Raw genomic sequence first — 23,629 nt, 5'->3', positions numbered from 1 at the left:
AGCCGATTTTCGGCTGGTGCGTAACATTGCTCATAGGTTAAAAATTCATCAATTATGGAGTTATCAGGGCGGGATTTTACAGCGTATCGCGGGGGATTTATACACTCTTTGCAAGGCGGATGCGTCGGGCCGAGGTTGTAACATTGTAAATTATGTTAATCAGTTAATAAAAATTGATCCCAGGCATTAAACTGTACAAAAAATGAACTTATCCTGACAATGCACCATGGCTGACAGAGGAGGAAAGAGCATGACCGTTGACAGACTTAAACGCGATCTGCTGAACAAGCTGATCAACGCCCGAATCGACCTGGCCGCGTACCTGCAGTTGAGGAAGGCAAAAGGGTATATGTCAGTCAGCGAAAGCGAACATCTGCGTGATAACCTGTTTGAACTGTGTAATTTCATGCGTGAAAAAGCACCGACCCTGAAGGCGAACGGCGGCGAAAGTGAAGAAATAGCGCTGCGCCGCGCCGCCGAGGTGCTCTCCATAGCAGGGGTGTGTCTGATGAACGGACGCCACGACTGCCCGAACTTTATCGCCGTAAACGCGGAGAAGCTTGAAAACTGCCTGACAACGCTCTCTCTATGCATCATGTGTCTGAACGAGCACAAACAGCTTGAACAGCACTGATCCCGGGGGAGGCAACTCCCCCTTCTGATTAAGCTTTTGTAAAAGTGGTAACGCGCCCGGATGCAGTGGCTAACCTTTATGCCATATGCCGATAAAGGAGCGCGTTATGCCTCGATCCTCGCTGATTTTCCTGCCTGCGTTATTCATTCCATTTTCGCTTCTTGCTGCGCCAGAGGCGGTCAAGGTCGAGGTGCTGCAAAATAAACTCGATCACCCCTGGTCTCTGGCGTTTCTGCCGGACAATCAAGGCCTGCTGGTGACCCTGAAGGACGGTCAGCTCAAACGCTGGCAGGACGGAAAAGGGGTGTCCGATCCGATTATCGGCGTGCCGAAGGTCTGGGCAAACGGTCAGGGAGGGCTGCTGGACGTGGTCCTCGCCCCGGATTTTGAAAAATCACGCCGCGTCTGGCTGAGCTTCGCCGAAGCAGGGAGTGACGGCAAAGCCGGGACGGCGGTGGGCTATGGCCGGCTAAGCGACGATTTTACGCGTATTGAAGCCTTCCAGGTGGTGTTCCGCCAGATGCCGAAACTCTCCACCGGGAACCATTTTGGTGGACGACTGGTGTTTGACGGCAAAGGTTCTCTCTTTATCGGACTCGGCGAGAACAATCAGCGTCCGACGGCGCAGGATCTGGATAAATTGCAGGGTAAAGTGGTGCGCCTCACCGAAGACGGGAAAGTCCCGTCGGATAACCCCTTTGTGAATACCCCCGGCGCGCGGCCCGAAATCTGGTCTTACGGCATTCGCAACCCGCAGGGGATGGCGATGAACCCCTGGAGCGACACGCTTTGGCTGAACGAGCATGGCCCGCGCGGCGGGGATGAGATCAACATTCCGGAGAAAGGTAAGAACTACGGCTGGCCGCTGGCCACGCACGGCATTAACTACAGCGGCCTGAAAATCCCGGAAGCCAAAGGCGAGCACGTTGAGGGCACCGAGAAGCCGCTGTTCGTCTGGAAAGTCTCACCCGCGGTGAGCGGCATGGCGTTCTACAACAGCGACGTTTTCCCGCAGTGGAAAAACAAGCTGTTTATTGGGGCGCTGAAGGAGAAGGACGTGATCGTGCTGAGCGTGGAGGGAAACAAGGTGACGGAGGACGGGCGCATTCTGGGCGACCGGGACCAGCGTATTCGCGATGTGCGGGTCGGGCCGGATGGGTATCTGTATGTCCTGACCGACGAGACGGACGGGCAGCTGTTGAAAGTCAGCCCGTCCGGAGCGTAATCAGGTGACCGGGATCATCACCACGTTGCGGTACGCCGGGCGATCGCTCAGCTGTTTAAGCCAGCGCTCAAGGTGAGGGCGCGGCGTCCACTTCAGACCCATGTTGGTCAGGTTCCAGACGAACGGCGCCACGGCGATATCGCCTGTGCCGAACGCCTCGCCGGAGAACCATGCGTGCTTCGCCAGCTCGTCATCCATCATCGCAAACAGATTTTCGCAGGCATCCTGCGCGGCGTGAATTGCGGGATAGTCGCGTTCAGCTTCCGGCGTGCGGATAAGCCCCATCAGGATCACGCGGTGGGTCGGGGATAACGTCTGGTTTGCCCAGTCCATCCACTTTTCGCCCTGAGCGCGCCGGGCGGGGTTTTCAACCCACAGACGGCCCTGACCGTACTGCGCGGCGAGGTAACGCACAATGGTGTTGGACTCCCAAAGCGTCGCGTCTGTTTCATCATCGCGCAGCAGCGGCACCAGACCGTTCGGGTTCATGGCCAGATAGTCTGCCTCTTTGTTCACGCCGAACGACATGCCAGCCATGATTTGATTGAACGGTAAATCCAGCTCTTCCAGCGTCCAGAGCACTTTCTTAACGTTGGTCGAATTATTTCTGCCCCACAGCGTAATCATATTTACTCCCGATGAGATGTGAATCCGAGTCAGCCTTTCGCCATGGTGAGATAAACCTAACAATTACGCAACAGAAGACAAAAAAATCGTCTTAATCAAAGCGTATCTGAATGTTATTGCATAAACTTTAATAACTTTACCCTCGTTGGGTTTCTTTAACCGTTTTAGTGCGCTATTACTCATCGCTTCTTGCGACACGGTGATGTGACGTAATTTTTGAATGGACACTCGGGTGGCATTTATGACGCGTAAAATGACTTCTCTGCGCAGCCTGGCGACCGGCTCTGCGCTTATTTTCCTGTTTGCACCAACGCTCTACGCAGCTGAACAGGCTGCGCCCGAAGCGCCGCCTGTGGATGCGCGCGCCTGGATCCTGATGGATTATTCCAGCGGTAAAGTGCTGGCGGAAGGGAATGCGGATGAGAAACTCGATCCGGCAAGCCTGACCAAAATCATGACCAGCTATGTGGTGGGCCAGGCGTTAAAAGCGGGCAAGATTAAGCTGAACGATATGGTGACCATCGGTAAGGACGCGTGGGCGACCGGCAACCCGGCGCTGCGCGGGTCATCGGTGATGTTCCTGAAGCCGGGCGATCAGGTTTCCGTTTCCGATCTGAACAAAGGGGTAATTATTCAGTCGGGAAATGATGCGTGCATCGCGCTGGCCGATTATGTTGCCGGCAGCCAGGATTCTTTCATTGGTTTGATGAATGGCTACGCGCAAAAGCTGGGCCTGACCAATACGACCTTTAAAACGGTTCACGGTCTGGATTCGCCGGGACAGTTCAGTACCGCGCGCGACATGGCGCTGCTGGGGAAAGCGCTGATCCACGACGTGCCGGATGAATACGCGATCCACAAAGAGAAAGAGTTTACGTTCAACAAAATCCGCCAGCCGAACCGCAACCGCCTGCTGTGGAGCAGCAACGTCAATGTGGACGGGATGAAAACCGGCACCACGGCGGGTGCCGGTTATAACCTGGTGGCCTCCGCGACCCAGGGCGATATGCGCCTGATTTCGGTGGTGCTGGGCACCAAAACCGACCGTATTCGCTTTAATGAATCAGAAAAACTGCTGACCTGGGGCTTCCGCTTCTATGAAACCGTGACGCCGATTAAACCGGATGCCACGTTCGTCAGCCAACGCGTCTGGTTTGGCGACAAGAGCGAAGTGAACCTGGGCGCGGGTGAGGCGGGCTCGGTGACCATTCCGCGCGGTCAGCTGAAAAACCTGAAAGCCAGCTACACCCTGACCGACCCGCAGCTCACCGCGCCGCTGAAAAAAGGCCAGGTGGTCGGAACCATTGATTTCCAGCTCAACGGTAAGTCGATTGAACAGCGTCCGCTGATTGTGATGGAAGCGGTGGAAGAGGGTGGCTTCTTCAGCCGGATGTGGGATTTCGTGATGATGAAATTCCACGGGTGGTTTGGCAGCTGGTTTAGCTAAACTCGATGGGTTTTCTCCCTCTCCCTGTGGGAGAGGGCCGGGGTGAGAGCACCAGACCGCACCCCGTTTAATACATCAACTTCACCTGCTGCGCCTTCGCGTGGGCCACGATCTCGTCGTCCGGGCGGCAATCGCTGACGATGGCATCGAACTGCGCAAGCTCGCCCATTCTTGCCGAACGTACCTTACCAAACTTGCTGTGATCGACTACCAGCACATGGTACTGCGCGGCGCTCAACGCCCAGTGCTTCACCGGCAGCTCTTCCAGATTAAAGCAGGTCGCGCCCTGGCGCACATTAACGCCGGCGGCGGAATAAAACGCGATATCCGGACAGAGATTGCTGAGCGTGTCCTGCAGGTTAAGCGGCTTAAAGATGGCGTTGCTGGCGTGAAACTCGCCGCCGCATAGGATCACCCGGCACTCGGGTTTCTCCTGAAGCGCCAGAAAGGTGTTCAGGGAGTAGCAGACGGCGGTGAACGGAATGCTGCTGTCGATGGCCTCGATAATCCACGGCGTAGTGGTACCGCAGTCAAAAAACAGCGTCTGGTGCGGCTGTACCAGTGAGGCTGCAAGCCGCGCGGCTTTGCGTTTCTCTTCCACCAGGCGCGTCTTCTGGTCGCTGATCAGATAATGGCTGGCGCTGCGCGGCTCAAGCACAATATACCCGCCCAGCAGCACGACGGGCGCGCTCTCGCTATTCAGATCCCGACGAATGGTCATCTCTGAGACGCCGAGGAGGTTGGCGGCTTCCTTAAGATGCAGCTTATCGCTGCGCTTCAGCGCCTGTAGCAGCTGAGCAATGCGGTCATCGCGACGTGTTTCCATAGTTCCTCGGGATAAAAAAGTGAACCCCCGCAGGGCGGGGGTTCAAGTGTAACCTGTCAGGTTGGGGTTAGTCACGTATCCAGCCTTTGCGGATCGGGATAGCGAAAATGGCACGATAGAGTGAAGACAGCGTGCGGTAGAGCGCTTCACCGAAGAGACTCCACAGGATAGCCGCGCTCACGCAGCCAATCAGCCCGACCAGGAAACCGCCCACCATATCCAGCGGCCAGTGAACACCCAGGTAAATGCGAGACCAGGCGATTGCCAGGGCTGCCACCATCAGGACCGCACCAGACCACAGGCGATGCCAGAACAGGAAAGCCAGTGCGAAGGTGAAGATCACCGTACCGTGATCGCTCGGGAACGAGTCATCCGGCGCGTGGTGCAGGAAGGTATAGCCCACGTGAGCCACAAAAGGACGGGGGTGCGGGAACACATGACCCAGTGCGAAGCTCACCAGAACGCTCACGCCCAGCGCCATCGCCACTTTGATCACCAGCTGGCGGTGCGCTTTCACCTGGCTACGAGGTCCCCACAGCCAGAGGATGGCGGCCAGCGCGGGCACGATGCTGATCAGATCTTTTGCCAGGAAGGTGGCAAAGTCGATCATCCACTCAGGCGAGGCCGGGGTGGCGTTGATCAGATAAAACAGCTGATAATTCAGATTCTCTAACATAGCGTTATCACTCTTTAGCAAACCGGGTGGAAATAAGGCCGTAGACCACCACCTGAGAAAACCAGACCCACCACCCAGCCCACAGGTTGTGAGAGAAAAAATGCGCCCCGCGCATGATCTGGCCGTAGCCCATCACCAGGCCTAACACCACGCCCAGCGCGACGAAGGACCAGGCGAGACGCGGACGCTCGCGCCAGAAGGCAAAAAACAGCCCCATCACCATAAAGCCGCTGGAGGCGTGACCGCCGGGGAAGCAGCGCCCCGGACCGCTGTCAGCAGGGACGGCGCTGAACAGGGGATAAGAGACAGCTTTACCGCCATATTCCACCAGATCCCACGGGCAGCTGTGATGGCTCACGCTTTTCAGCACGCCTACCACCAGCGCACCAACGCCCATCAGCAGCGCCGCCGTGACCAGCCTTGCGTTACGCTTGTAAGCGCCGTAAAACAGCGCCACGGCACCTAAGGCGATGGCAATGTACTTCGCCAGACGGTGGTTCAGCAGATCCAGCAGATGATCTTTCTGCAGTGGAAAGCTCTGCGTTGCCGCGTCATACCAAAAACCGGTGATCCATCTGTCGAGCGCTTCATTGCGTGATAACCACGTGAAAAGCACGGCAAGGACGACCAGTACGAAAAGCTGATAACCATAAAAGCGGCCCGGCAAGCGGTAAAGTCGTTTTGTCTTATTTGTCTGTAAGTTAGACAATTCTGAACGGCTGGAAGTGAGTGCCATAATTTGGGGTCGTTGACGAGTAATGGGGCTATCATAAATCTGTCAACTTAAGGAAACCTTAAACGAAGACGATATGTGCTTTATTTCTGTTTATCCTCGATAAATCACTATCTCGGGCTGCGGCATTTCATTAAACTCGTCGCGATTTTGTCATTATAAAGAGATTGCATGTTAAACCGTTCTTCTTCTGGTTCACGTCTGGGTCGTCAGGCGTTGCTTTTCCCTCTGTGTCTGGTGCTCTACGAATTTTCTACCTATATCGGCAACGATATGATCCAGCCCGGTATGCTGGCCGTAGTGGCGCAGTACAACGCGGGAATCGAGTGGGTACCGACCTCCATGACCGCCTATCTGGCCGGCGGCATGTTTTTGCAGTGGCTGTTAGGTCCGCTGTCGGATCGTATTGGCCGTCGTCCGGTGATGCTGACGGGCGTGGTGTGGTTTATCGTCACCTGTCTTGCCACGCTGCTGGCGCAAAACATTGAACAATTTACCCTGCTGCGCTTCCTGCAGGGGGTGAGCCTGTGCTTTATCGGCGCCGTGGGGTATGCCGCCATTCAGGAGTCGTTTGAAGAGGCGGTGTGCATCAAAATTACCGCGCTGATGGCGAACGTGGCGCTTATCGCCCCCTTACTCGGGCCGCTGGTGGGGGCCGCGTGGGTGCACGTTGCGCCGTGGGAAGGGATGTTTGTGCTCTTTGCGCTTCTCGCCGCCTTCGCGTTCTTTGGCCTGCACCGTGCGATGCCGGAAACGGCCACCCGCATCGGCGAGAAACTCTCGCTGAAAGAGCTGGGTCGGGATTACAAAGAAGTGCTGAAGAATGGCCGCTTTGTGGCGGGCGCGCTGGCGACCGGGTTCGTTAGCCTGCCGCTGCTGGCGTGGATTGCCCAGTCGCCTGTTATTATCATCAGCGGTGAAAAGCTCAGCAGCTATGAGTATGGTCTGCTGCAGGTGCCGATCTTTGGCGCGCTGATTATCGGGAACCTGGTGCTGGCACGTCTGACGTCACGACGCACCGTGCGTTCACTGATTATCATGGGCGGCTGGCCGATTGCGGCAGGGCTGATTCTGGCAGCGGTGGCGACCGTCGCGTCATCCCACGCTTACCTATGGATGACTGCAGGGCTGAGCATTTACGCCTTCGGAATTGGCGTGGCGAACGCCGGGCTGGTGCGCCTGACGCTGTTTGCCAGCGAGATGAGTAAAGGCACGGTGTCAGCGGCGATGGGGATGCTGCAGATGCTGATTTTTACCGTCGGTATCGAGGTGAGCAAGCATGCCTACGCGATGGGCGGCAACGGGCTGTTCAGCCTGTTTAACCTCGCCAACGGCGTGCTGTGGGTTGGCCTGATGGTGGTGTTCCTGAAGGACAAACGCGTCGGGAACGCCCTGCAACCATAATCTTTTTTCCCTCTCCCCTTTGGGGAGAGGGCCAGGGTGAGGGGTGAGGGCACCAGACCGCACGCGGTCAATTAAACGGCGCCTCCCCGTTCAGCACCTTATCAATCACATCCAGCACGCCTTCATCGTTATTATGCGGTGCTTCAAAACGCGCCGCCGCTTTAATATGCGGTCTGGCATTCGCCATCGCAAAGCTGAACCCGGACTGACGCAGCATCTCCACGTCGTTGCCGCTGTCCCCAAAGGCCACCACGTCGCTGTCGTCAATGCCCCAGCGCTTTTGCAGGATCCGCAGACCGTTGGCTTTATGCACGCCGGGGATGATCAGGTCGATACTGCCGTGACCGGTGGTGACGGGCACCATGATGTCGCTCAGCTTTTCATGCAGCAGCGCCTGAATCCGCGGAATTTCATCGTCAGACACGTTAAGTCCGAACTTGAAGAAAATATCGTTCAGGTTGTCAAAATCACTCACCATTTCCAGACGGTGATAGTACTTCGCCGCGATATCCTTAAAGCCCTCGTCATAGCATTTCAGCGTGTAGGCGCTGCTCTTCCCGCAGGCGATGATCTCAATACCCGGCACGTCGCTTAAGACGTTCGCGACCGTGTCGAAATGGGCTCTCGACAGTTCACCGTTAAAGACATCTTCACCTTCGCTCACGACCCAGCCGCCGTTCTCGGCGACGAACGCAATCTCATGCGCAATCTCCGGGAAAAAGGAGATTAACTGGTAGTACTGGTTGCCGCTGGCGACCACAAAGCGAATGCCTTGCGCCTTCATGCGGGCGTACTGCGCCAGAAAGCGCGGGCGATTATAGGTCTTGGCATCGTTCAGAAAAGTACCATCCATGTCGACGGCGATCAGTTTAACGCTCATATCCCTTCTCCAGTGTCGTTTGATTCGTTTCCGGCTTTGCCACCGCGCGCGCCACCAGCGCCGCGACGATCACCAACCCTAATACCACCAGCATGGCGCTGCGCAGTCCGTAGTGCTCACCGAGGAAGCCGAGCAGCGGCGGCCCGACCAGGAAGGCGAGATAGCCCGTGGTTGCCACTACGCTGACGCGCGTCGGGGCATCCGGGCCGGTGTCGCTGGCGGCTGAGATGGTCAGCGGGAAGCCGAGGGACGCGCCCAGCCCCCAGAGGATCACCGAGACGCCGGCAATCCAGTCCACATCGACAAAGATGATCATCGCGATGCCCAGGCCGCCGAGCAGGGCGCTGGCGCGCACTACCGCCACGCGGCTGTAGCGGTCGATAAACCAGCCGCCGGTGAAGCGTCCGACGGTCATCCCCAGCGTAAACCCGGCGTAAATCAGCGAGCCGGAGGTCGGGCTAAAGCCGTGGCCGTCCACCATCAGCAGCGGCAGCCAGTCGTTGGCGGACCCTTCCGCGAACGCCATCGCCAGCACCACCACGCCGATCAGCATCAGCTGGAAGTCGCGGTAGAAGGGCAGCCCTTTTTCGGCCGAGTGCTGTTCGTCAGCGGAGTTTTTGCCGGTACCGTCCGGGATGGCCCGGATGCCGGTCAGAATCGGAATAATGCACACCAGCGCCGCCAGCAGAATATGCAGATTGGCGCTCACGCCGGTGGCGGTCAGCGCCATCCCCACGCCGGCACCGGCCAGCGTGCCGAGACTGTAAAAGCCGTGCATCATCGGCAGCACGGTTTTGTTCATCTCGCGCTCGACCGCCGCCCCTTCAACGTTTATCGCCACTTCCGCCGAGCCGAAGCTGCCGCCAAACACCGTCAACCCCAGCGCAAACAGCACCGGTGAGGCAAACCACAGCGCCACGCTCAGCACGATCATCCCGAACACCGCGAAGCACATGGTAGTGCGGATCACCGCCCGCGTACCGAAGCGCTTAACCAGCCAGGCAGAGCAGAGAATGCCGCTCATGGAGCCTATCGACAGGCCAAACAGCACGATGCCCATCTCAGCGGTAGAAACGGACAAAATATCGCGAATGGCGGGGGTGCGCGTGGCCCAGGAGGCCATCAGCAGGCCGGGAATGAAGAAGAACATAAACAGCGCCCACAGGCGGAGCTGCAGGGCTTTACGGGGAGAGGTCAGCGTCATTGGGGTAGCACCAGAAGTACAACAATAGCGACAACACTAGCAAGTTTGTGTACATTTGTACACAAACCACGTGAGGAATTTATGAGCAGACCACCGAACGATCCGCATCGCCGGGAGAAGATCCTGCAGGCAACGCTCGATACCATTGCCGAGCACGGGATCCACGCCGTCACGCACCGTAAAATCGCCACCTGTGCGGGCGTGCCGCTGGGGTCGATGACCTACTATTTCGACGGTATGGAGCCGCTGCTGGAGGAGGCCTTCACGTGGTTTACCCGCCAGATGTCGCAGCAGTACCGGGATTTCTTTGCCGGCGTCACCGGGCCGGAAATGGCGTGCGAATCCATCACTACTCTGATCCACAGCTCGCAGGTGACCACGCCGCACAACATGGCGCTGATGTATCAGCTTTACGCTTTTATGCACCGCAGCGCGGCGCTCAAAACGGTGATGCAGGACTGGATGAAGATGAGCCAGACCACGCTGGAGCAGTGGTTCGACCCGGTCACCACCCGCGCGCTGGATGCGTTTATCGAAGGGATGACGTTGCACTACGTCACTGACCGGACGCCCTTAACCCGCGAAGAGATCCGGGCCATGGTGGGCAGGATTGCGGGCGAGAGCTAGGTTGCACCGGCGGTCATATTGACTGTGGTTCCCGTGATGGCGCTGGCCGCATCTGAAGCCAAAAACGCAATCGTGTCTGCTACCTGCGCCAGCGTCGGCAGGCGATGCGTCAGGGTGCTTTGCGCGGCGCCGCCGAGAAACTGCCCGACCGTAATACCCATCGCCTGCGCCTTGGCGGCGAAAATGGCGCCCACATACGAACCCGCCTGCACCGCGTCGGCTATTGCGTGCGAGCGAAGACACATTACACGAATATTTTGAGTCCCCAGCTCAGCCGCAAGCGCCCGGGTAAAGGCTTCCGTTCCCGCGCAGCCGACGATATGTCCGAGGTGGCCCGCCATCGCCATGTTTGCGGCGGGGGCGACGACGGTAATTATGGTCCCGCCATGCTCGCCGCCCATGCGGGATGACACGGCTTTCGCAATGTTAAAGTACGCGGCCAGGAAAGGGTCGAAGCCCTGACGGAATTCGCCGAGCGTTAATGCCTCAAGACGTTTGCCCTGATCGTGCATAAAGCCCGTGGCGTTGACGACGATATCAATGCGGGCAAGGTCGGGGAGCGGCGAGGACTCCTCAAGCGCATCGAAAATAAACGTGCTGGCAGAACCGCCCGCTGCGCGAATACGGCTGGCGACCTGCTCCAGCCTGGTGTGGTCACGTGCGGCGAGGTATACATCCGCTCCTTCACGCGCCAGAGCGTGCGCAGTTGCGCTGCCGATAGCGCCGCTGCCGCCGAAGATGACGGCGGTTTTGTTTTTAAAGCCCATACCCGCATATCCTCACCAGACTTAACCCTCAAAAGTATGTGCCGGGTTTCGGCTGATGCAACTCAGCCGTTGGGTGGGGCATGCGGTTGGCAGATCTTACCGTGCCATTATCAATGGGTTACTTTGGCAAGATTTTTTTCCCGCTGGCGTCTACGACGGCTTCGCCATCCTCTTTTGTAAATGCCCCTCTCTGCGCATCAGGCAGGATGTCGAGGACGGCTTCAGACGGACGGCACAGGCGGGTGCCCAGCGGCGTGACCACGATCGGACGGTTAATCAGAATCGGGTATTGCAGCATAAACTCGATTAGCTGGTCGTCGGTGAAGTTATCTTTGGCAAGGCCGAGCTGCTCATAGGGCTCCACGTTTTTACGCAGCAGATCCCGTACCGAAATGCCCATATCGGCAATCAGGGCGGTCAGCTTATCGCGCGATGGCGGGGTTTCCAGATAGAGGATAATCTCTGGCTCCGTGCCGCTGTTGCGGATCATCTCCAGCGTGTTGCGCGAGGTGCCGCAGGCGGGGTTGTGGTAAATGGTGATGTGGCTCATATCAGTGGCTCATTACAGTGTGAAGGAGAGACGTAGCGCCAGCGCGGCGAGCGTCACAAACAGGACCGGCAGCGTCATGATGATGCCCGTCCGGAAATAGTAGCCCCAGGTAATCGTCATGTTTTTCTGCGCCAGCACGTGGAGCCAGAGCAGGGTGGCGAGGCTGCCGATAGGCGTGATTTTCGGCCCCAGATCGCAGCCAATCACGTTGGCGTAAATCATCGCGTCCTTGATCAACCCAGTTGCCGTGCTGCCGTCAATGGAGAGCGCGCCAATCAGCACCGTGGGCATATTGTTCATTATGGAAGACAGGAACGCGGTGATGAACCCGGTTCCCAGCGTGGCGGCCCATAATCCGTGTCCGGCCAGGCTATTCAGTACACCTGAGAGATATTCCGTCAGCCCGGCATTGCGCAGGCCATACACCACCAGATACATCCCCAGCGAGAAGATGACGATTTGCCACGGTGCGCCGCGCAGCACTTTTCCGGTGTTTATTGCATGTCCGCGTTTTGCGACGGCGAACAAAATCAGCGCGCCGACGGTCGCAATGGCGCTGACCGGAATACCCAGAGGCTCCAGCACGAAGAAACCGACGAGCAGAAGCAGCAGGACGATCCAGCCCGTTCTGAACGTGGGGAGATCGTGAATGGCCCGCGCGGGTTCGCGGAGTTTTGCCAGGTCATATTCCGGCGGAATTTCCTTACGGAAGAAGAGATGCAGCATCACCAGCGTTGCGGCAATTGCGGCGATATCCACCGGGATCATCACCGAAGCATATTCGCTGAAACCCAGCTTAAAGAAGTCTGCCGAGACGATGTTGACCAGGTTCGACACAATCAGCGGCAGGCTGGCGGTATCGGCGATAAAACCTGCCGCCATCACAAACGCCAGCGTGGCCTGCTTGCTGAACCCTAGCGCCAGCAGCATGGCGATAACGATAGGCGTCAGGATCAGCGCCGCACCGTCATTGGCAAACAGCGCCGCGACGGCTGCGCCCAGCAGCACGATATACGTAAACAGCAATCGCCCGCGACCGTTTCCCCAGCGGGCAACGTGCAGCGCCGCCCACTCGAAAAAGCCGGACTCATCCAGCAGCAGGCTGATGATGATGACGGCAATGAACGTTGCCGTGGCGTTCCAGACGATATTCCACACGACCGGAATATCGTTTACGTGGATCACGCCGCTGATCAGCGCCAGCATGGCGCCGATGGTCGCGCTCCAGCCGATACTGAGCCCTCTGGGCTGCCAGATGACCAGTACCAGCGTAAACAGAAAAATAGCCCCTGCCAGAAACATTGCTTACTCCGTTATATCTGTTTTTGTGAATATGTTTGGGTTAGCACGAGCCCGGAAGTCGGTTTTTCAGCTTCAGACGCGTCTCTTCCCGCAGGCAGTTCCAACTGGTGTCGATAACGGTTGCCGCCCACGCGGGCATGTTGGGAGAGAGACGGTAATGGACCCATTTGCCCTCGCGACGGTCGATCACCAGCCCGGACTCGCGCAGCAGGGCCATGTGGCGTGAGACCTTCGGCTGAGATTCGGCGGTGGCGGCGCAGAGATCGCAGACGCACAGCTCGCCCGCTTCACGGAGCAGCATGACGATGGCGAGCCGCGTTTCGTCGGAGAGGGTTTTGAAGAGCTGGAGTGGGTGGAGCATGGGAGTTCCTGCAGGTGTGATTTTTATATATGTTTAATCATATATGTTTTGGTGGCAAGAGAGAAGGTGAGATTAGAGGAGGGGGAATTTCAGGCAACAAAAAACCCATCAACCTTGAACCAAAACGGCGGGGTTGATGGGCTCCACAAATTGGGGACATCAAAGAAAAGCAGTGGCACTAGTTATGACTGCCCCCTGATAAAAAAGTTCTGCACGTAACAAAAATATTTTCCGCCACGCGCATTCTTAGGAGTTATCCGAGTCCTGGCCAGATGATGATAATCAGCGTACCCGCCAGCGTCAGCAGCACGTTAGCGATAGCATAGGTGCCCGCATAGCCCAGCGCCGGGATGTTGCTGCGCGCAGTATCGCTGATGATTTCCATGGCAGGCGCACAGGTACGCGCCCCCATCATCGCCCCGAAGAGCAGGGCGCGGTTCATGCGCAGCACGTAGGCACCGAACAGGAAGCAGATCACCACCGGTACCAGGCTGACGATAAGTCCGGAAACCAACATCTGCCAGCCGACGGCGCCGAGGCTGTGACCAATCCCGCTGCCCGCGCTTAAGCCCACGCCCGCCATAAAGACCATCAGACCGAACTCTTTCACCATGTTCAGCGCACCCTGCGGAATGTAGCCGAAGGTCGGGTGGTTCGCTCGCAGGAAGCCCAGCATGATCCCGGCGAACAGCAGACCGGCGGCATTACCGATGCCGAAGCTGAAGTTGCTGAACTGGAAGGTGATCATCCCGATCATCAGGCCAACGATAAAGAAGGCGCAGAAGGCCAGCAGGTCGGTGACCTGGCTGTGAATGGAGATAAAGCCGATGCGGTCGGCCACGGTTTTCACGCGGCGGGCGTCGCCGCTGACCTGCAGCACGTCGCCTTTGTTGAGCACCACGTTGTCGTCGATAGGCATCTCAATCTGGCTGCGGATCACGCGGTTGAGGAAGCAGCCGTGGTCGGTCAGCTTCAGCTGCGCCAGGCGGCGGCCCACGGCGTTATGGTTTTTCACCACGATCTCTTCGGTGACGATACGCATGTCGAGCAGGTCGCGGTCGAACACCTCTTTGCCGTTACGGAAGCTCGGGTCGAGACGGGCGTGGGCGTCCGGGTAACCCACCAGCGCGATGTCGTCGCCCATCTGCAGCACCGCGTCGCCGTCCGGGTTCGCCAGAATGCCGTTGCGGCGGATACGTTCGATGTAGCAGCCCGTCTGGCGGTAAATCCCCAGCTCGCGCAGATTTTTACCGTCAGCCCATGCCACCAGCTCTGGCCCGACGCGATAGGCGCGGATCACCGGGAGATAGACTTTACGTTTGGAATCGGTATCCAGACCGCGCTCGCGGGCGATTTGCTGGGCGCTGGTCTGCAGATCCTGATGCTGCAGTTTTGGCAGGTAGCGTGCGCCAACGATCAGGCTCACCAGACCAATCAGATAGGTCAGGGCGTAGCCGAGGCTCAGGTGGTCGAGCGCGGTAGAAAGCTGTGCGCCGGCCATGCCGGAATGGCGCAGGGTATCACCGGCACCCACGAGCACGGGGGTGGAGGTCATGGAGCCTGCCAGCATACCGGCCGTTAACCCGATATCCCAGCCAAACAGTTTACCCAGCCCTAACGCGATCAGCAGCGCGCTGCCGACCATCACCAGCGCCAGCATCAGATAATTTTTGCCGTCGCGGAAGAAAATTGAAAAAAAGTTCGGTCCCGCTTCCACGCCAACACAAAAAATAAACAGCATAAAACCTAAGTTGAGCGCGTCCGTGTTAATGCTGAAGTGCTGCTGGCCTAATAATAAGGAGACGACTAAAACGCCAATGGAATTACCAAGTTGAACTGAACCCAGGCGCAATTTACCCAGGCAAAGGCCCAGCGCCAGTACCACAAATAATAACAGGATGTAATTCCCATTTAACAAGTCTGCGACGTTTATATTCACGGAGGCTAACTTCTTGTTTACCAGTAAGTTGTTGAATGAAAGGACTTTTTGGGCTACTGTTTTCTGGGTCAGGGAAAGACGTTAACGCTCCCTGTTTCCTGCTTTATTCCCTAAAACATTAGCTGGCGTGTAGTTTAATCGCATTAGCTACTGACAGCTACTGATTATCGCATCACCCTGTGCGTACTTTGGCAAGGATTGCCGCATTGCTTTATCTGACTGGGCGTCTACCCGACGAAAGAGTATTTGATAGAGATAAGTCAGGAGGATAGTTTGAACATTAAACGAAACTGGGCGGGGGTGATCAGCTGCTTTTTGCTGTTCACGGTCGTATGCATGTCGCTTGCTTTTAACGTGAAAGGTGCATTCAGGGCGTCGGGTCATCCGGAGCTGGGGCTGCTCTTTTTTACGCTGCCGGGGGCTGCTGCCAGTTTTCTCTCCCGTAAAGGGGAGGTGGTGAAGCCGCTGCTGGGCGCCATGCTGGCCGCGCCGCTCTGTTTGCTGCTGATGCGCTTGCTCTATATATCAACGCGGAGTTTCTGGCAGGAACTTGCATGGTTGATGAGCGCCGTATTCTGGTGCGCCCTTGGCGCGCTCTGCTACTTATTTGTGCGCAGTCTGCTTCAGCACCGACGGCACCACAAATAAAAACGCCCTCTCGGTGAGGGCGTCCTTTCATTTCATTACTGGGCAGCAAACAGGCCCAGATGCTCTTTGGCGTAAGCTTCAAAGTCAGTGCAGCCGCCGATGTGTTTCTGATCGAGGAAGATCTGCGGTACGGTTTCAACCGGCTTGCCGACGGTTTTTTCGAGATCCGCTTTCGTGATGCCTTCCGCGTGGATATCCACGTAGCGGAAGTTGAAGTCATCGCGCTCTTCGGTCAGTTTCTCAGCCAGCTCTTTCGCGCGCACACAGTAAGGGCACCCTGGACGACCAAAAATTACTGCAAACATTTCTCTCTCCTCAAAAAACAAGCCTGACGGCGAATAGGACATATAGTGCCCGATAACCTGCCGCCATTAAAGAAGGTTTCGCCTGTCGCTTTGATACAGTCAGGCTATGTTTCGCCAATTACATCGCGCAGATCATTGCCTATACTGGCTGCAATACGTATTAAGCACGACAAAGAGAGACAAGATGACACCCACGATTGACCTGCTCCGTTCCCACCGTTCCATTCGCCACTTCACCGATGAGCCGATTACCGAGGCGCAGCGTAACGCGATCATCGACAGCGCCAGGGCGACCTCGAGCTCGAGCTTCCTGCAGTGCACCTCCATTATCCGCATCACCGACCCGGCCATGCGTGAACAGCTGGTGACGCTGACCGGCGGGCAGAAGCATGTGGCGCAGGCAGCGGAGTTCTGGGTGTTCTGCGCCGACTTTAACCGTCATCTGCAGATCTGCCCTGAGGCCGAGCTGGGGCTGGCCGAACAGCTGCTGCTGGGCGTGGTGGATACCGCGCTGATGGCGCAAAACGCCTTCACGGCGGCGGAGTCGCTGGGGTTAGGCGGTGTCTACATCGGCGGCCTGCGTAATAACATCGAAAGCGTGACCGAGCTGCTGAAGCTGCCAAAACACGTGCTGCCGCTGTTTGGCCTGTGCCTCGGCTGGCCGGCGGATAACCCGGATCTGAAGCCGCGCATTCCTGCGGCGATGCTGGTGCACGAAAACCACTACCAGCCGGTCGATCAGGATGTCCTGAATCAATACGATGAAGAGCTGGCGAACTACTACATGACGCGCGGCAGCAATAACCGTCGTGATACCTGGACCGACCATATTCGTCGCACCATCATTAAAGAAAATCGCCCGTTTATTCTTGATTATCTGCACAAACAGGGCTGGGCGACGCGATAGTCCATTTATCCTGTGCCTGCCTGCGTATATGATACGCAGGCTTTTTCCATGTCTTCAGAGAGGTGCAGGGTGAAAATTGCCATATTGTCCCGGGATGGAACGCTCTATTCATGTAAGCGCCTGAGAGAAGCGGCGGCGAAACGCGGGCATCAGGTTGAGATCCTCGACCCGATGTCCTGCTACATGAACATCGACCCGGCCGCCTCGTCGATTCACTACAAAGGCCGCAAGCTGCCGCATTTTGATGCGGTCATCCCCCGCATCGGCTCCCAGATTACCTACTACGGCACCGCCGCGCTGCGCCAGTTCGAGATGCTGGGCAGTTATCCGCTCAACGAATCCGTTGCTATTTCCCGTGCCCGCGACAAGCTGCGCTCGCTGCAGCTCCTTGCTCGTCAGGGGATCGATCTCCCCGTCACGGGGATTGCCCATTCACCGGACGACACCAGCGATCTGATCGACATGGTGGGCGGCGCCCCTTTGGTGATCAAGCTGGTGGAAGGCACCCAGGGCATTGGCGTGGTGCTGGCGGAGACGCGTCAGGCAGCGGAGAGCGTGATTGACGCCTTCCGCGGGCTGAATGCCCACATTCTGGTGCAGGAGTATATTGAAGAGGCCAAAGGGCGCGACATCCGCTGCTTCGTCGTGGGAAACGAGGTGGTAGCGGCCATTGAGCGTCAGGCGAAAGAGGGCGACTTCCGCTCTAATCTTCACCGCGGCGGCGTCGCGCGCGTGGCCGATATCAGCGACCGCGAGCGGGAAATTGCGGTGAAAGCGGCGCAAACCCTGGGGCTGGATGTGGCGGGTGTAGATCTTCTGCGGGCGACGCGGGGGCCACTGGTGATGGAGGTGAACGCCTCGCCGGGGCTGGAAGGCGTGGAAAAAACCACCGGGGTCGATATTGCGGGTAAAATGATCTCATGGATCGAGCGTCATGCCACGCCGGGCTACTGTCTGAAAACGGGTGGTTAAATGGATTACCGCGCGCTTTTTGAGTACCCTATGCGAAGTTTTTATTAAAGAGGCTGCATCGCGATGGATTTACAGGTCGTACCTACACTGGATACGTTACGTCAATGGCTTGATGATGCCGGAATTACGTTCTTCGAATGCGATTCCTGCCAGGCGCTGCATCTGCCTCATATGCAGAATTTCGACGGCATTTTCGATGCCAAGATCGATCTCATTAACGACGTGATCCTTTTCTCCGCGCTGGCCGAAGTGAAGCCGTCCGCGCTGCTGGCGCTGGCCTCCGACCTGTCGGCCATCAATGCCAGTTCTTTGACGGTGAAGGCATTTCTCGACATACAGGACGATAATCTGCCAAAACTGGTCGTTTGCCAGTCTTTATTCTCCGGGGCAGGGCTGTCGTTCAAGCAGTTCGCCTGGTTTATGCGCTTGAGCGAAGAGCAAATTTCGATGGTGATGATGGAAGCCAATGCACACCATCTGCTGTATAGCGCGGAAGATGATGCAGAGAATAATGATGCATCTCCCAATTTTCTTCACTAAGCCTGTCTGACTTTTGCGCAGTCGCTGCCATGGCGGCTGCAGAAGGCCATTTTTTCTGCTGCTTTTAACCTTTCTTTAAAGAATTATTCACCTCCCTGAAGGCCGTTTCGGCTTATCACGTAGACATAACCTGCATAAAAAATTGATAAAAGGCGTTTTTTCGTCTGGGCTATAGCCGGGGACACGGGCTACAGTTATTCTTGCGATGCTTAAAAAAGCGAGCGGAAACTGCCGGGTAAAGAGGTTTCTTTTTATTTTGGGCAGAGCGACAAACTATGCATGATTATTGCATATCTTCAGATTGCACAGTTTTAGTTCGTTTGTTAACGAGCTTTCAGAAGGAATAACACTATGATCGCCTTGAATAAAAAATGGTTATCGGGTCTGGTTGCGGGTGCTCTGATGGCCGTCTCTGCCGGCACGCTCGCTGCGGAACAAAAAACGCTGCACGTTTATAACTGGTCTGACTATATTGCGCCGGACACGGTGGCAAATTTTGAAAAAGAGACCGGCATTAAAGTGGTCTATGACGTGTTCGATTCCAACGAAGTGCTGGAAGGAAAACTGATGGCGGGCAGCACCGGGTTTGACCTCGTGGTGCCTTCCGCAAGCTTCCTGGAGCGTCAGCTGACGGCAGGCGTCTTCCAGCCGCTGGACAAGAGCAAGTTACCGAACTGGAAAAACCTCGATCCGGAAGTGCTGAAGCTGGTGGCTAAGCATGACCCGGACAACAAATACGCCATGCCTTACCTGTGGGCGACTACCGGTATCGGCTACAACGTTGATAAAGTCAAAGCGGTGCTGGGCCCGGACGTGAAGCTGGACAGCTGGGACGTGGTGCTGAAGCCGGAAAACCTTGAGAAGCTGAAAAGCTGCGGCGTTTCCTTCCTCGATGCGCCGGAAGAGATTTTCGCCACCGTGCTGAACTACCTGGGCAAAGACCCGAACAGCAGTAAAGCCGATGATTACACCGGCCCGGCGACCGATCTGCTGCTGAAGCTGCGTCCAAACATTCGTTACTTCCACTCGTCCCAGTACATTAACGACCTGGCAAACGGCGACATCTGCGTCGCGATCGGCTGGGCAGGGGACGTATGGCAGGCGGCTAACCGCGCGAAAGAGGCGAAAAACGGCGTGAACGTCTCTTACTTCATTCCGAAGGAGGGGGCGCTGGCCTTCTTTGACGTCTTCGCGATGCCGACTGACGCTAAAAACAAAGACGAAGCGTATCAGTTCCTCAACTACCTGATGCGTCCTGACGTGATCGCCCACATCAGCGACCACGTTTACTACGCGAACGGTAACAAGGCCTCCGTGCCGCTGGTGAGCGAAGAGATCCGCAATAACCCGGCTATCTATCCGCCAGCGGATGTGTTCGCCAAGCTCTTCACCCTGAAAGTACAGGATCCAAAAATCGACCGCGTGCGTACCCGCGCGTGGACCAAGGTGAAAAGCGGTAAATAAGTTACCGTGAGTCACAGGCCGGGCAAGCGAAGCGTGTCCGGCAACAGGCGCACCGTTCTGGTGCGCCTGCACCATGATTTGATCTCTACCGGAGAACACCCCGTGAATGACGCGATCCCCCGCCCGCAGGCGAAAGTCCGTAAAGCGCTGACCCCGCTTCTTGAAATACGTAACCTCACCAAATCTTTCGATGGCCAGCATGCCGTGGACGACGTCAGCCTGACGATCTTTAAAGGCGAAATTTTTGCCCTTCTGGGGGCCTCTGGCTGCGGTAAATCGACCCTGCTGCGTATGCTGGCCGGTTTTGAACAGCCCACTGCCGGGCAGATCATGCTTGATGGCGTGGATCTCTCCAGCGTGCCGCCGTATCAGCGCCCGATCAACATGATGTTCCAGTCTTACGCGCTGTTCCCGCACATGACGGTGGAGCAGAACATCGCCTTTGGCCTGAAGCAGGACAAACTGCCGAAAGCGGAAATTACCGCGCGCGTGGCCGAGATGCTGAGCCTGGTGCACATGCAGGAGTTCGCGAAGCGTAAGCCGCACCAGCTCTCCGGCGGCCAGCGCCAGCGCGTGGCCCTGGCCCGCAGCCTGGCAAAACGCCCGAAACTCTTGCTGCTTGATGAACCGATGGGCGCGCTGGATAAAAAACTGCGCGACCGTATGCAGCTCGAAGTGGTCGATATCCTCGAGCGCGTGGGGGTGACCTGCGTGATGGTGACCCACGACCAGGAAGAAGCCATGACCATGGCCGGACGTATCGCGATCATGAACCGCGGCAAGTTCGTGCAGATTGGCGAGCCGGAAGAGATTTATGAGCATCCGACTACCCGCTACAGCGCGGAGTTCATTGGCTCGGTTAACGTCTTCGAAGGGCTGCTGAAAGATCGTCAGGAGGATGGCCTGGTTATCGAATCGCCCGGGCTGCAGCATCCGCTTAAGGTCGATCCTGATAACTCGGTGGTGGATAACGTGCCGGTCTACGTCGCGCTGCGTCCGGAGAAAATCATGCTCTGTGAGGATCCGCCCGCCGATGGCTATAACTTTGCCGTGGGCGAAGTGGTGCACATTGCCTATCTGGGCGATCTGTCCATCTACCACGTGCGCCTGAAAAGTGGGCAGATGCTCAGCGCGCAGCTGCAGAACGAACATCGCTATCGCAAGGGGCAGCCGACCTGGGGCGACGAAGTGCGCCTCTGCTGGGACGCTGACAGTTGCGTCGTGCTGACGGTATAAGGAGCGATCATGAGCACACTTGAACCTCCAGCCCGCGTAGAAAAGCCGGGCGCCATTGCCGGTTTACTGACGCGCATGCAGATGAAACACGGCCGCAAGCTGGTGATCGCCATGCCGTACGTGTGGCTGATCCTGCTGTTCCTGCTGCCGTTCCTGATTGTTTTCAAGATAAGCCTGGCGGAAATGGCGCGGGCGATACCGCCCTATACCAACCTGCTGGACTGGGCCGACGGGCAGCTGACGCTGACGCTTAATCTCGGCAACTTCCTGCAGCTCACCGACGACCCGCTCTATTTCGAAGCCTATCTGCAGTCGCTGCAGGTGGCGGCGATCTCGACGCTCTGCTGTCTGGTGATGGGCTACCCGCTGGCGTGGGCGGTGGCGCACAGCAAGCCGTCGACGCGTAACATCCTGCTGCTGCTGGTGATCCTGCCGTCGTGGACCTCGTTCCTGATCCGCGTTTACGCCTGGATGGGGATCCTGAAAAACAACGGCGTGCTGAATAACTTCCTGATGTGGCTCGGGGTTATCGATCAGCCGCTGACCATCCTGCACACCAACCTCGCGGTCTATATCGGCATTGTGTACGCCTATCTGCCGTTTATGGTGCTGCCGATCTACACGGCGCTGACGCGTATTGATTATTCGCTGGTGGAAGCGTCGCTCGATCTCGGCGCGCGTCCGTTAAAAACCTTCTTCAGCGTCATTGTCCCGCTGACCAAAGGCGGCATCATCGCCGGGTCGATGCTGGTCTTTATCCCGGCGGTGGGGGAGTTTGTGATCCCGGAACTGCTTGGCGGCCCGGACAGCATCATGATTGGCCGCGTGCTGTGGCAGGAGTTCTTCAATAACCGCGACTGGCCGGTGGCCTCTGCGGTGGCGATTGTGATGCTCCTGCTGCTGATCGTGCCGATCATGTGGTTCCACAAGCATCAGCAGAAACAGATGGGAGATCACGGATGAACAACTTACCGGTAGTACGCTCCCCGTGGCGAATTGCGATCCTGGTGATCGGCTTTACCTTCCTGTATGCGCCGATGCTGATGCTGGTGATCTACTCGTTTAACAGCTCCAAACTGGTGACGGTCTGGGCAGGCTGGTCGACGCGCTGGTACAGCGAGCTGTTCCACGATGATGCGATGATGAGCGCGGTGGGGTTGAGCCTGACCATTGCGGCGCTGGCGGCGACCATGGCGTCGGTGCTGGGTACGATCGCCGCGCTGGTGATGGTGCGCTTCGGGCGTTTTCGCGGCTCGAACGGCTTCGCCTTTATGATCACCGCGCCGCTGGTCATGCCGGACGTGATCACCGGTCTCGCGCTGCTGCTGCTGTTCGTGGCCCTGGCGCACGCCATCGGCTGGCCGGCGGATCGCGGTATGCTCACCATCTGGCTGGCGCATGTCACCTTCTGTACGGCCTACGTGGCGGTGGTGATCTCCTCGCGCCTGCGCGAGCTGGATCGCTCCATTGAAGAGGCGGCGATGGATCTTGGCGCGACGCCGCTGAAGGTCTTTTTCATCATCACCCTGCCGATGATTATGCCGGCGGTGATCTCCGGCTGGCTGCTGGCGTTTACGCTGTCGCTGGACGATCTGGTTATCGCCAGCTTTGTCTCCGGCCCGGGCGCGACGACGCTGCCGATGCTGGTCTTCTCCAGCGTGCGTATGGGGGTCAACCCGGAGATCAACGCCCTGGCCTCTATCATCCTCGGCGTGGTCGGAATTGTCGGATTTATCGCCTGGTATTTGATGGCGCGCGCGGAAAAACAGCGCGTGCGCGATATCCAGCGTGCAAGACGCGGCTGAAGGATTTAAAATTTCCAGTGATGTGCCGCGCATGACGCGGCACTGTTTTTCAGGGAAGTAAAACATTGGGATTATTAAAAAAATCACGTATTACGCACGCGCGTCCTAACGTACCTGCACTGGTTCAGGTGGCGGCGCTCGCCATTATTATGATCCGCTGCCTGGACGTGCTGATGATTCTGAATACCCTGGGCGTGCGCGGCATCGGTGAATTCATTCACCGCAGCGTGCAGACGTGGAATCTGACGCTGGTCTTTTTGAGCAGCCTGGTGCTGGTGTTTATCGAGATCTACTGCGCGTTTTCGCTGGTCAAAGGGCGCAACTGGGCGCGCTGGGTCTATCTGCTGACGCAGATTACCGCGGCGAGCTATCTGTGGGCCGCCTCGCTGGGGTATGGCTACCCGGAGCTGTTCAGCATTGCCGGTGAATCCAAACGCGAGATCCTGCGCGCGCTGTTTATGCAAAAACTGCCGGACATGCTGGTGCTCTTTCTACTCTTCGTTCCGGCTTCCAGTCGGCGGTTCTTCCGCCTGCAATAATGTGTATAATC

Annotated in this window: 26 protein-coding genes; 14 read left to right on the top strand and 12 right to left on the bottom strand. The window is 57.3% G+C overall.

The features are described 5' to 3' along the window. The first annotated feature begins 250 nt into the window (after positions 1 to 250). Together bssR and ACDO57_RS10830 are read left to right on the top strand one after the other, a co-directional pair. The gene (gene bssR / locus ACDO57_RS10835; protein WP_024908680.1) at positions 251 to 634 is read left to right on the top strand and encodes a biofilm formation regulator BssR; all 384 of its coding nucleotides are present in this window, start codon (positions 251 to 253) and stop codon (positions 632 to 634) included. A gap of 106 nt (positions 635 to 740) precedes the next feature. After that, positions 741 to 1,859 carry a PQQ-dependent sugar dehydrogenase gene (locus ACDO57_RS10830; RefSeq protein ID WP_370883961.1) on the top strand — a complete coding sequence of 373 codons (1,119 nt, stop codon included), beginning with the start codon at positions 741 to 743 and terminating at the stop codon, positions 1,857 to 1,859. Here the strand turns inward: ACDO57_RS10830 and ACDO57_RS10825 are convergent, their stop codons facing one another. After that, on the bottom strand, positions 1,860 to 2,486 hold the full coding sequence (locus tag ACDO57_RS10825; protein ID WP_024908678.1) for a glutathione S-transferase family protein: 627 nt from the start codon (positions 2,484 to 2,486) through the stop codon (positions 1,860 to 1,862). 241 nt (positions 2,487 to 2,727) lie between these two features. Between ACDO57_RS10825 and dacC the strand changes: the two genes are divergently transcribed. Next, positions 2,728 to 3,933, top strand: coding sequence for a serine-type D-Ala-D-Ala carboxypeptidase (gene dacC / locus ACDO57_RS10820; RefSeq protein WP_048990359.1), 1,206 nt, complete (start codon positions 2,728 to 2,730; stop codon positions 3,931 to 3,933). A gap of 67 nt (positions 3,934 to 4,000) precedes the next feature. Here dacC and deoR read toward each other — a convergent pair whose 3' ends face one another. From deoR to ACDO57_RS10805, 3 genes are all read right to left on the bottom strand, one after another. Beyond that, a complete protein-coding gene (deoR, locus tag ACDO57_RS10815; RefSeq protein WP_008503427.1) occupies positions 4,001 to 4,759 on the bottom strand; it encodes a DNA-binding transcriptional repressor DeoR in 759 nt (252 codons plus the stop codon). Between the two features lie 67 nt (positions 4,760 to 4,826). Beyond that, a complete protein-coding gene (ybjG, locus tag ACDO57_RS10810) occupies positions 4,827 to 5,435 on the bottom strand; it encodes an undecaprenyl-diphosphate phosphatase (RefSeq protein WP_032649343.1) in 609 nt (202 codons plus the stop codon). 7 nt (positions 5,436 to 5,442) lie between these two features. Beyond that, a complete protein-coding gene (locus tag ACDO57_RS10805) occupies positions 5,443 to 6,171 on the bottom strand; it encodes a phosphatase PAP2 family protein (protein WP_157188820.1) in 729 nt (242 codons plus the stop codon). A 168-nt stretch (positions 6,172 to 6,339) separates the two neighbouring features. Here ACDO57_RS10805 and ACDO57_RS10800 point away from each other — a divergent pair, with 168 nt between their 5' ends. Then, a complete protein-coding gene (locus tag ACDO57_RS10800) occupies positions 6,340 to 7,572 on the top strand; it encodes an MFS transporter (RefSeq protein ID WP_032649341.1) in 1,233 nt (410 codons plus the stop codon). 67 nt (positions 7,573 to 7,639) lie between these two features. Here ACDO57_RS10800 and ACDO57_RS10795 read toward each other — a convergent pair whose 3' ends face one another. After that, positions 7,640 to 8,452 carry a Cof-type HAD-IIB family hydrolase gene (locus ACDO57_RS10795; protein ID WP_370883960.1) on the bottom strand — a complete coding sequence of 271 codons (813 nt, stop codon included), beginning with the start codon at positions 8,450 to 8,452 and terminating at the stop codon, positions 7,640 to 7,642. Next, the gene (locus ACDO57_RS10790; protein ID WP_248273122.1) at positions 8,442 to 9,656 is read right to left on the bottom strand and encodes an MFS transporter; all 1,215 of its coding nucleotides are present in this window, start codon (positions 9,654 to 9,656) and stop codon (positions 8,442 to 8,444) included. Before ACDO57_RS10790 ends, ACDO57_RS10795 begins: the two co-directional genes overlap by 11 nt. Before the next feature lie 81 nt (positions 9,657 to 9,737). On the opposite strand from ACDO57_RS10790, the gene ACDO57_RS10785 reads away from it, so the two are divergent. Beyond that, a complete protein-coding gene (locus ACDO57_RS10785; protein WP_045908446.1) occupies positions 9,738 to 10,283 on the top strand; it encodes a TetR/AcrR family transcriptional regulator in 546 nt (181 codons plus the stop codon). Here the strand turns inward: ACDO57_RS10785 and ACDO57_RS10780 are convergent. The 5 genes from ACDO57_RS10780 to ACDO57_RS10760 all read right to left on the bottom strand — a co-directional run bounded on the left by ACDO57_RS10780 (position 10,280) and on the right by ACDO57_RS10760 (position 15,202). Next, a complete protein-coding gene (locus ACDO57_RS10780; protein ID WP_370883959.1) occupies positions 10,280 to 11,050 on the bottom strand; it encodes an SDR family NAD(P)-dependent oxidoreductase in 771 nt (256 codons plus the stop codon). The two genes, ACDO57_RS10785 and ACDO57_RS10780, sit on opposite strands and share 4 nt — an antisense overlap. A 118-nt stretch (positions 11,051 to 11,168) precedes the next feature. Further along, entirely contained in the window at positions 11,169 to 11,600 is a 432-nt protein-coding gene (gene arsC, locus ACDO57_RS10775) for a glutaredoxin-dependent arsenate reductase (RefSeq protein WP_370883958.1), read from the bottom strand. A 12-nt stretch (positions 11,601 to 11,612) separates the two neighbouring features. Beyond that, positions 11,613 to 12,902 carry an arsenic transporter gene (locus ACDO57_RS10770; RefSeq protein WP_370883957.1) on the bottom strand — a complete coding sequence of 430 codons (1,290 nt, stop codon included), beginning with the start codon at positions 12,900 to 12,902 and terminating at the stop codon, positions 11,613 to 11,615. A 40-nt stretch (positions 12,903 to 12,942) separates the two neighbouring features. Further along, complete coding sequence (locus tag ACDO57_RS10765) at positions 12,943 to 13,263, bottom strand: metalloregulator ArsR/SmtB family transcription factor (RefSeq protein ID WP_061715680.1); 321 nt, start codon at positions 13,261 to 13,263, stop codon at positions 12,943 to 12,945. 253 nt (positions 13,264 to 13,516) lie between these two features. Then, on the bottom strand, positions 13,517 to 15,202 hold the full coding sequence (locus ACDO57_RS10760; protein WP_014169303.1) for an aspartate:alanine antiporter: 1,686 nt from the start codon (positions 15,200 to 15,202) through the stop codon (positions 13,517 to 13,519). Between the two features lie 273 nt (positions 15,203 to 15,475). Here ACDO57_RS10760 and ACDO57_RS10755 point away from each other — a divergent pair, with 273 nt between their 5' ends. Then, the gene (locus ACDO57_RS10755) at positions 15,476 to 15,850 is read left to right on the top strand and encodes an inner membrane protein YbjM (protein ID WP_032649308.1); all 375 of its coding nucleotides are present in this window, start codon (positions 15,476 to 15,478) and stop codon (positions 15,848 to 15,850) included. 35 nt (positions 15,851 to 15,885) lie between these two features. Here the strand turns inward: ACDO57_RS10755 and ACDO57_RS10750 are convergent, their stop codons facing one another. Continuing rightward, entirely contained in the window at positions 15,886 to 16,155 is a 270-nt protein-coding gene (locus ACDO57_RS10750; RefSeq protein ID WP_006809455.1) for a GrxA family glutaredoxin, read from the bottom strand. Positions 16,156 to 16,339: 184 nt separating this feature from the next. Between ACDO57_RS10750 and nfsA the strand changes: the two genes are divergently transcribed. From nfsA to ACDO57_RS10710, 8 genes are all read left to right on the top strand, one after another. Continuing rightward, positions 16,340 to 17,062, top strand: coding sequence for a nitroreductase NfsA (gene nfsA, locus ACDO57_RS10745; RefSeq protein ID WP_024907858.1), 723 nt, complete (start codon positions 16,340 to 16,342; stop codon positions 17,060 to 17,062). 69 nt (positions 17,063 to 17,131) lie between these two features. Continuing rightward, on the top strand, positions 17,132 to 18,034 hold the full coding sequence (rimK, locus tag ACDO57_RS10740) for a 30S ribosomal protein S6--L-glutamate ligase (RefSeq protein ID WP_048990925.1): 903 nt from the start codon (positions 17,132 to 17,134) through the stop codon (positions 18,032 to 18,034). Positions 18,035 to 18,097: 63 nt separating this feature from the next. After that, complete coding sequence (locus ACDO57_RS10735) at positions 18,098 to 18,574, top strand: YbjN domain-containing protein (RefSeq protein ID WP_003858385.1); 477 nt, start codon at positions 18,098 to 18,100, stop codon at positions 18,572 to 18,574. 351 nt (positions 18,575 to 18,925) lie between these two features. Then, a complete protein-coding gene (potF, locus tag ACDO57_RS10730; RefSeq protein WP_024907856.1) occupies positions 18,926 to 20,038 on the top strand; it encodes a spermidine/putrescine ABC transporter substrate-binding protein PotF in 1,113 nt (370 codons plus the stop codon). Positions 20,039 to 20,140: 102 nt separating this feature from the next. Continuing rightward, complete coding sequence (gene potG / locus ACDO57_RS10725) at positions 20,141 to 21,274, top strand: putrescine ABC transporter ATP-binding subunit PotG (protein ID WP_148768830.1); 1,134 nt, start codon at positions 20,141 to 20,143, stop codon at positions 21,272 to 21,274. 9 nt (positions 21,275 to 21,283) lie between these two features. Beyond that, positions 21,284 to 22,237, top strand: a complete 954-nt coding sequence (gene potH, locus ACDO57_RS10720; protein ID WP_061715675.1) for a putrescine ABC transporter permease PotH — start codon at positions 21,284 to 21,286, stop codon at positions 22,235 to 22,237. Next, positions 22,234 to 23,079: a putrescine ABC transporter permease PotI gene (potI, locus tag ACDO57_RS10715; RefSeq protein ID WP_023310934.1), complete on the top strand. Its 846-nt coding sequence runs from the start codon at positions 22,234 to 22,236 to the stop codon at positions 23,077 to 23,079. The genes potH and potI overlap by 4 nt, the downstream gene beginning before the upstream one ends. Positions 23,080 to 23,144: 65 nt before the next feature. Beyond that, complete coding sequence (locus ACDO57_RS10710; RefSeq protein ID WP_024907853.1) at positions 23,145 to 23,618, top strand: YbjO family protein; 474 nt, start codon at positions 23,145 to 23,147, stop codon at positions 23,616 to 23,618. The last annotated feature ends 11 nt before the right edge of the window (positions 23,619 to 23,629 follow it).

It is taken from the genome of Enterobacter cloacae complex sp. 2015409 (assembly GCF_041365315.1).
Classification (GTDB): Bacteria; Pseudomonadota; Gammaproteobacteria; order Enterobacterales; family Enterobacteriaceae; genus Enterobacter; species Enterobacter pseudoroggenkampii.
Note: the sequence above shows the minus strand (reverse complement) of the source record. Positions and strands in the feature narration are given on the sequence as shown.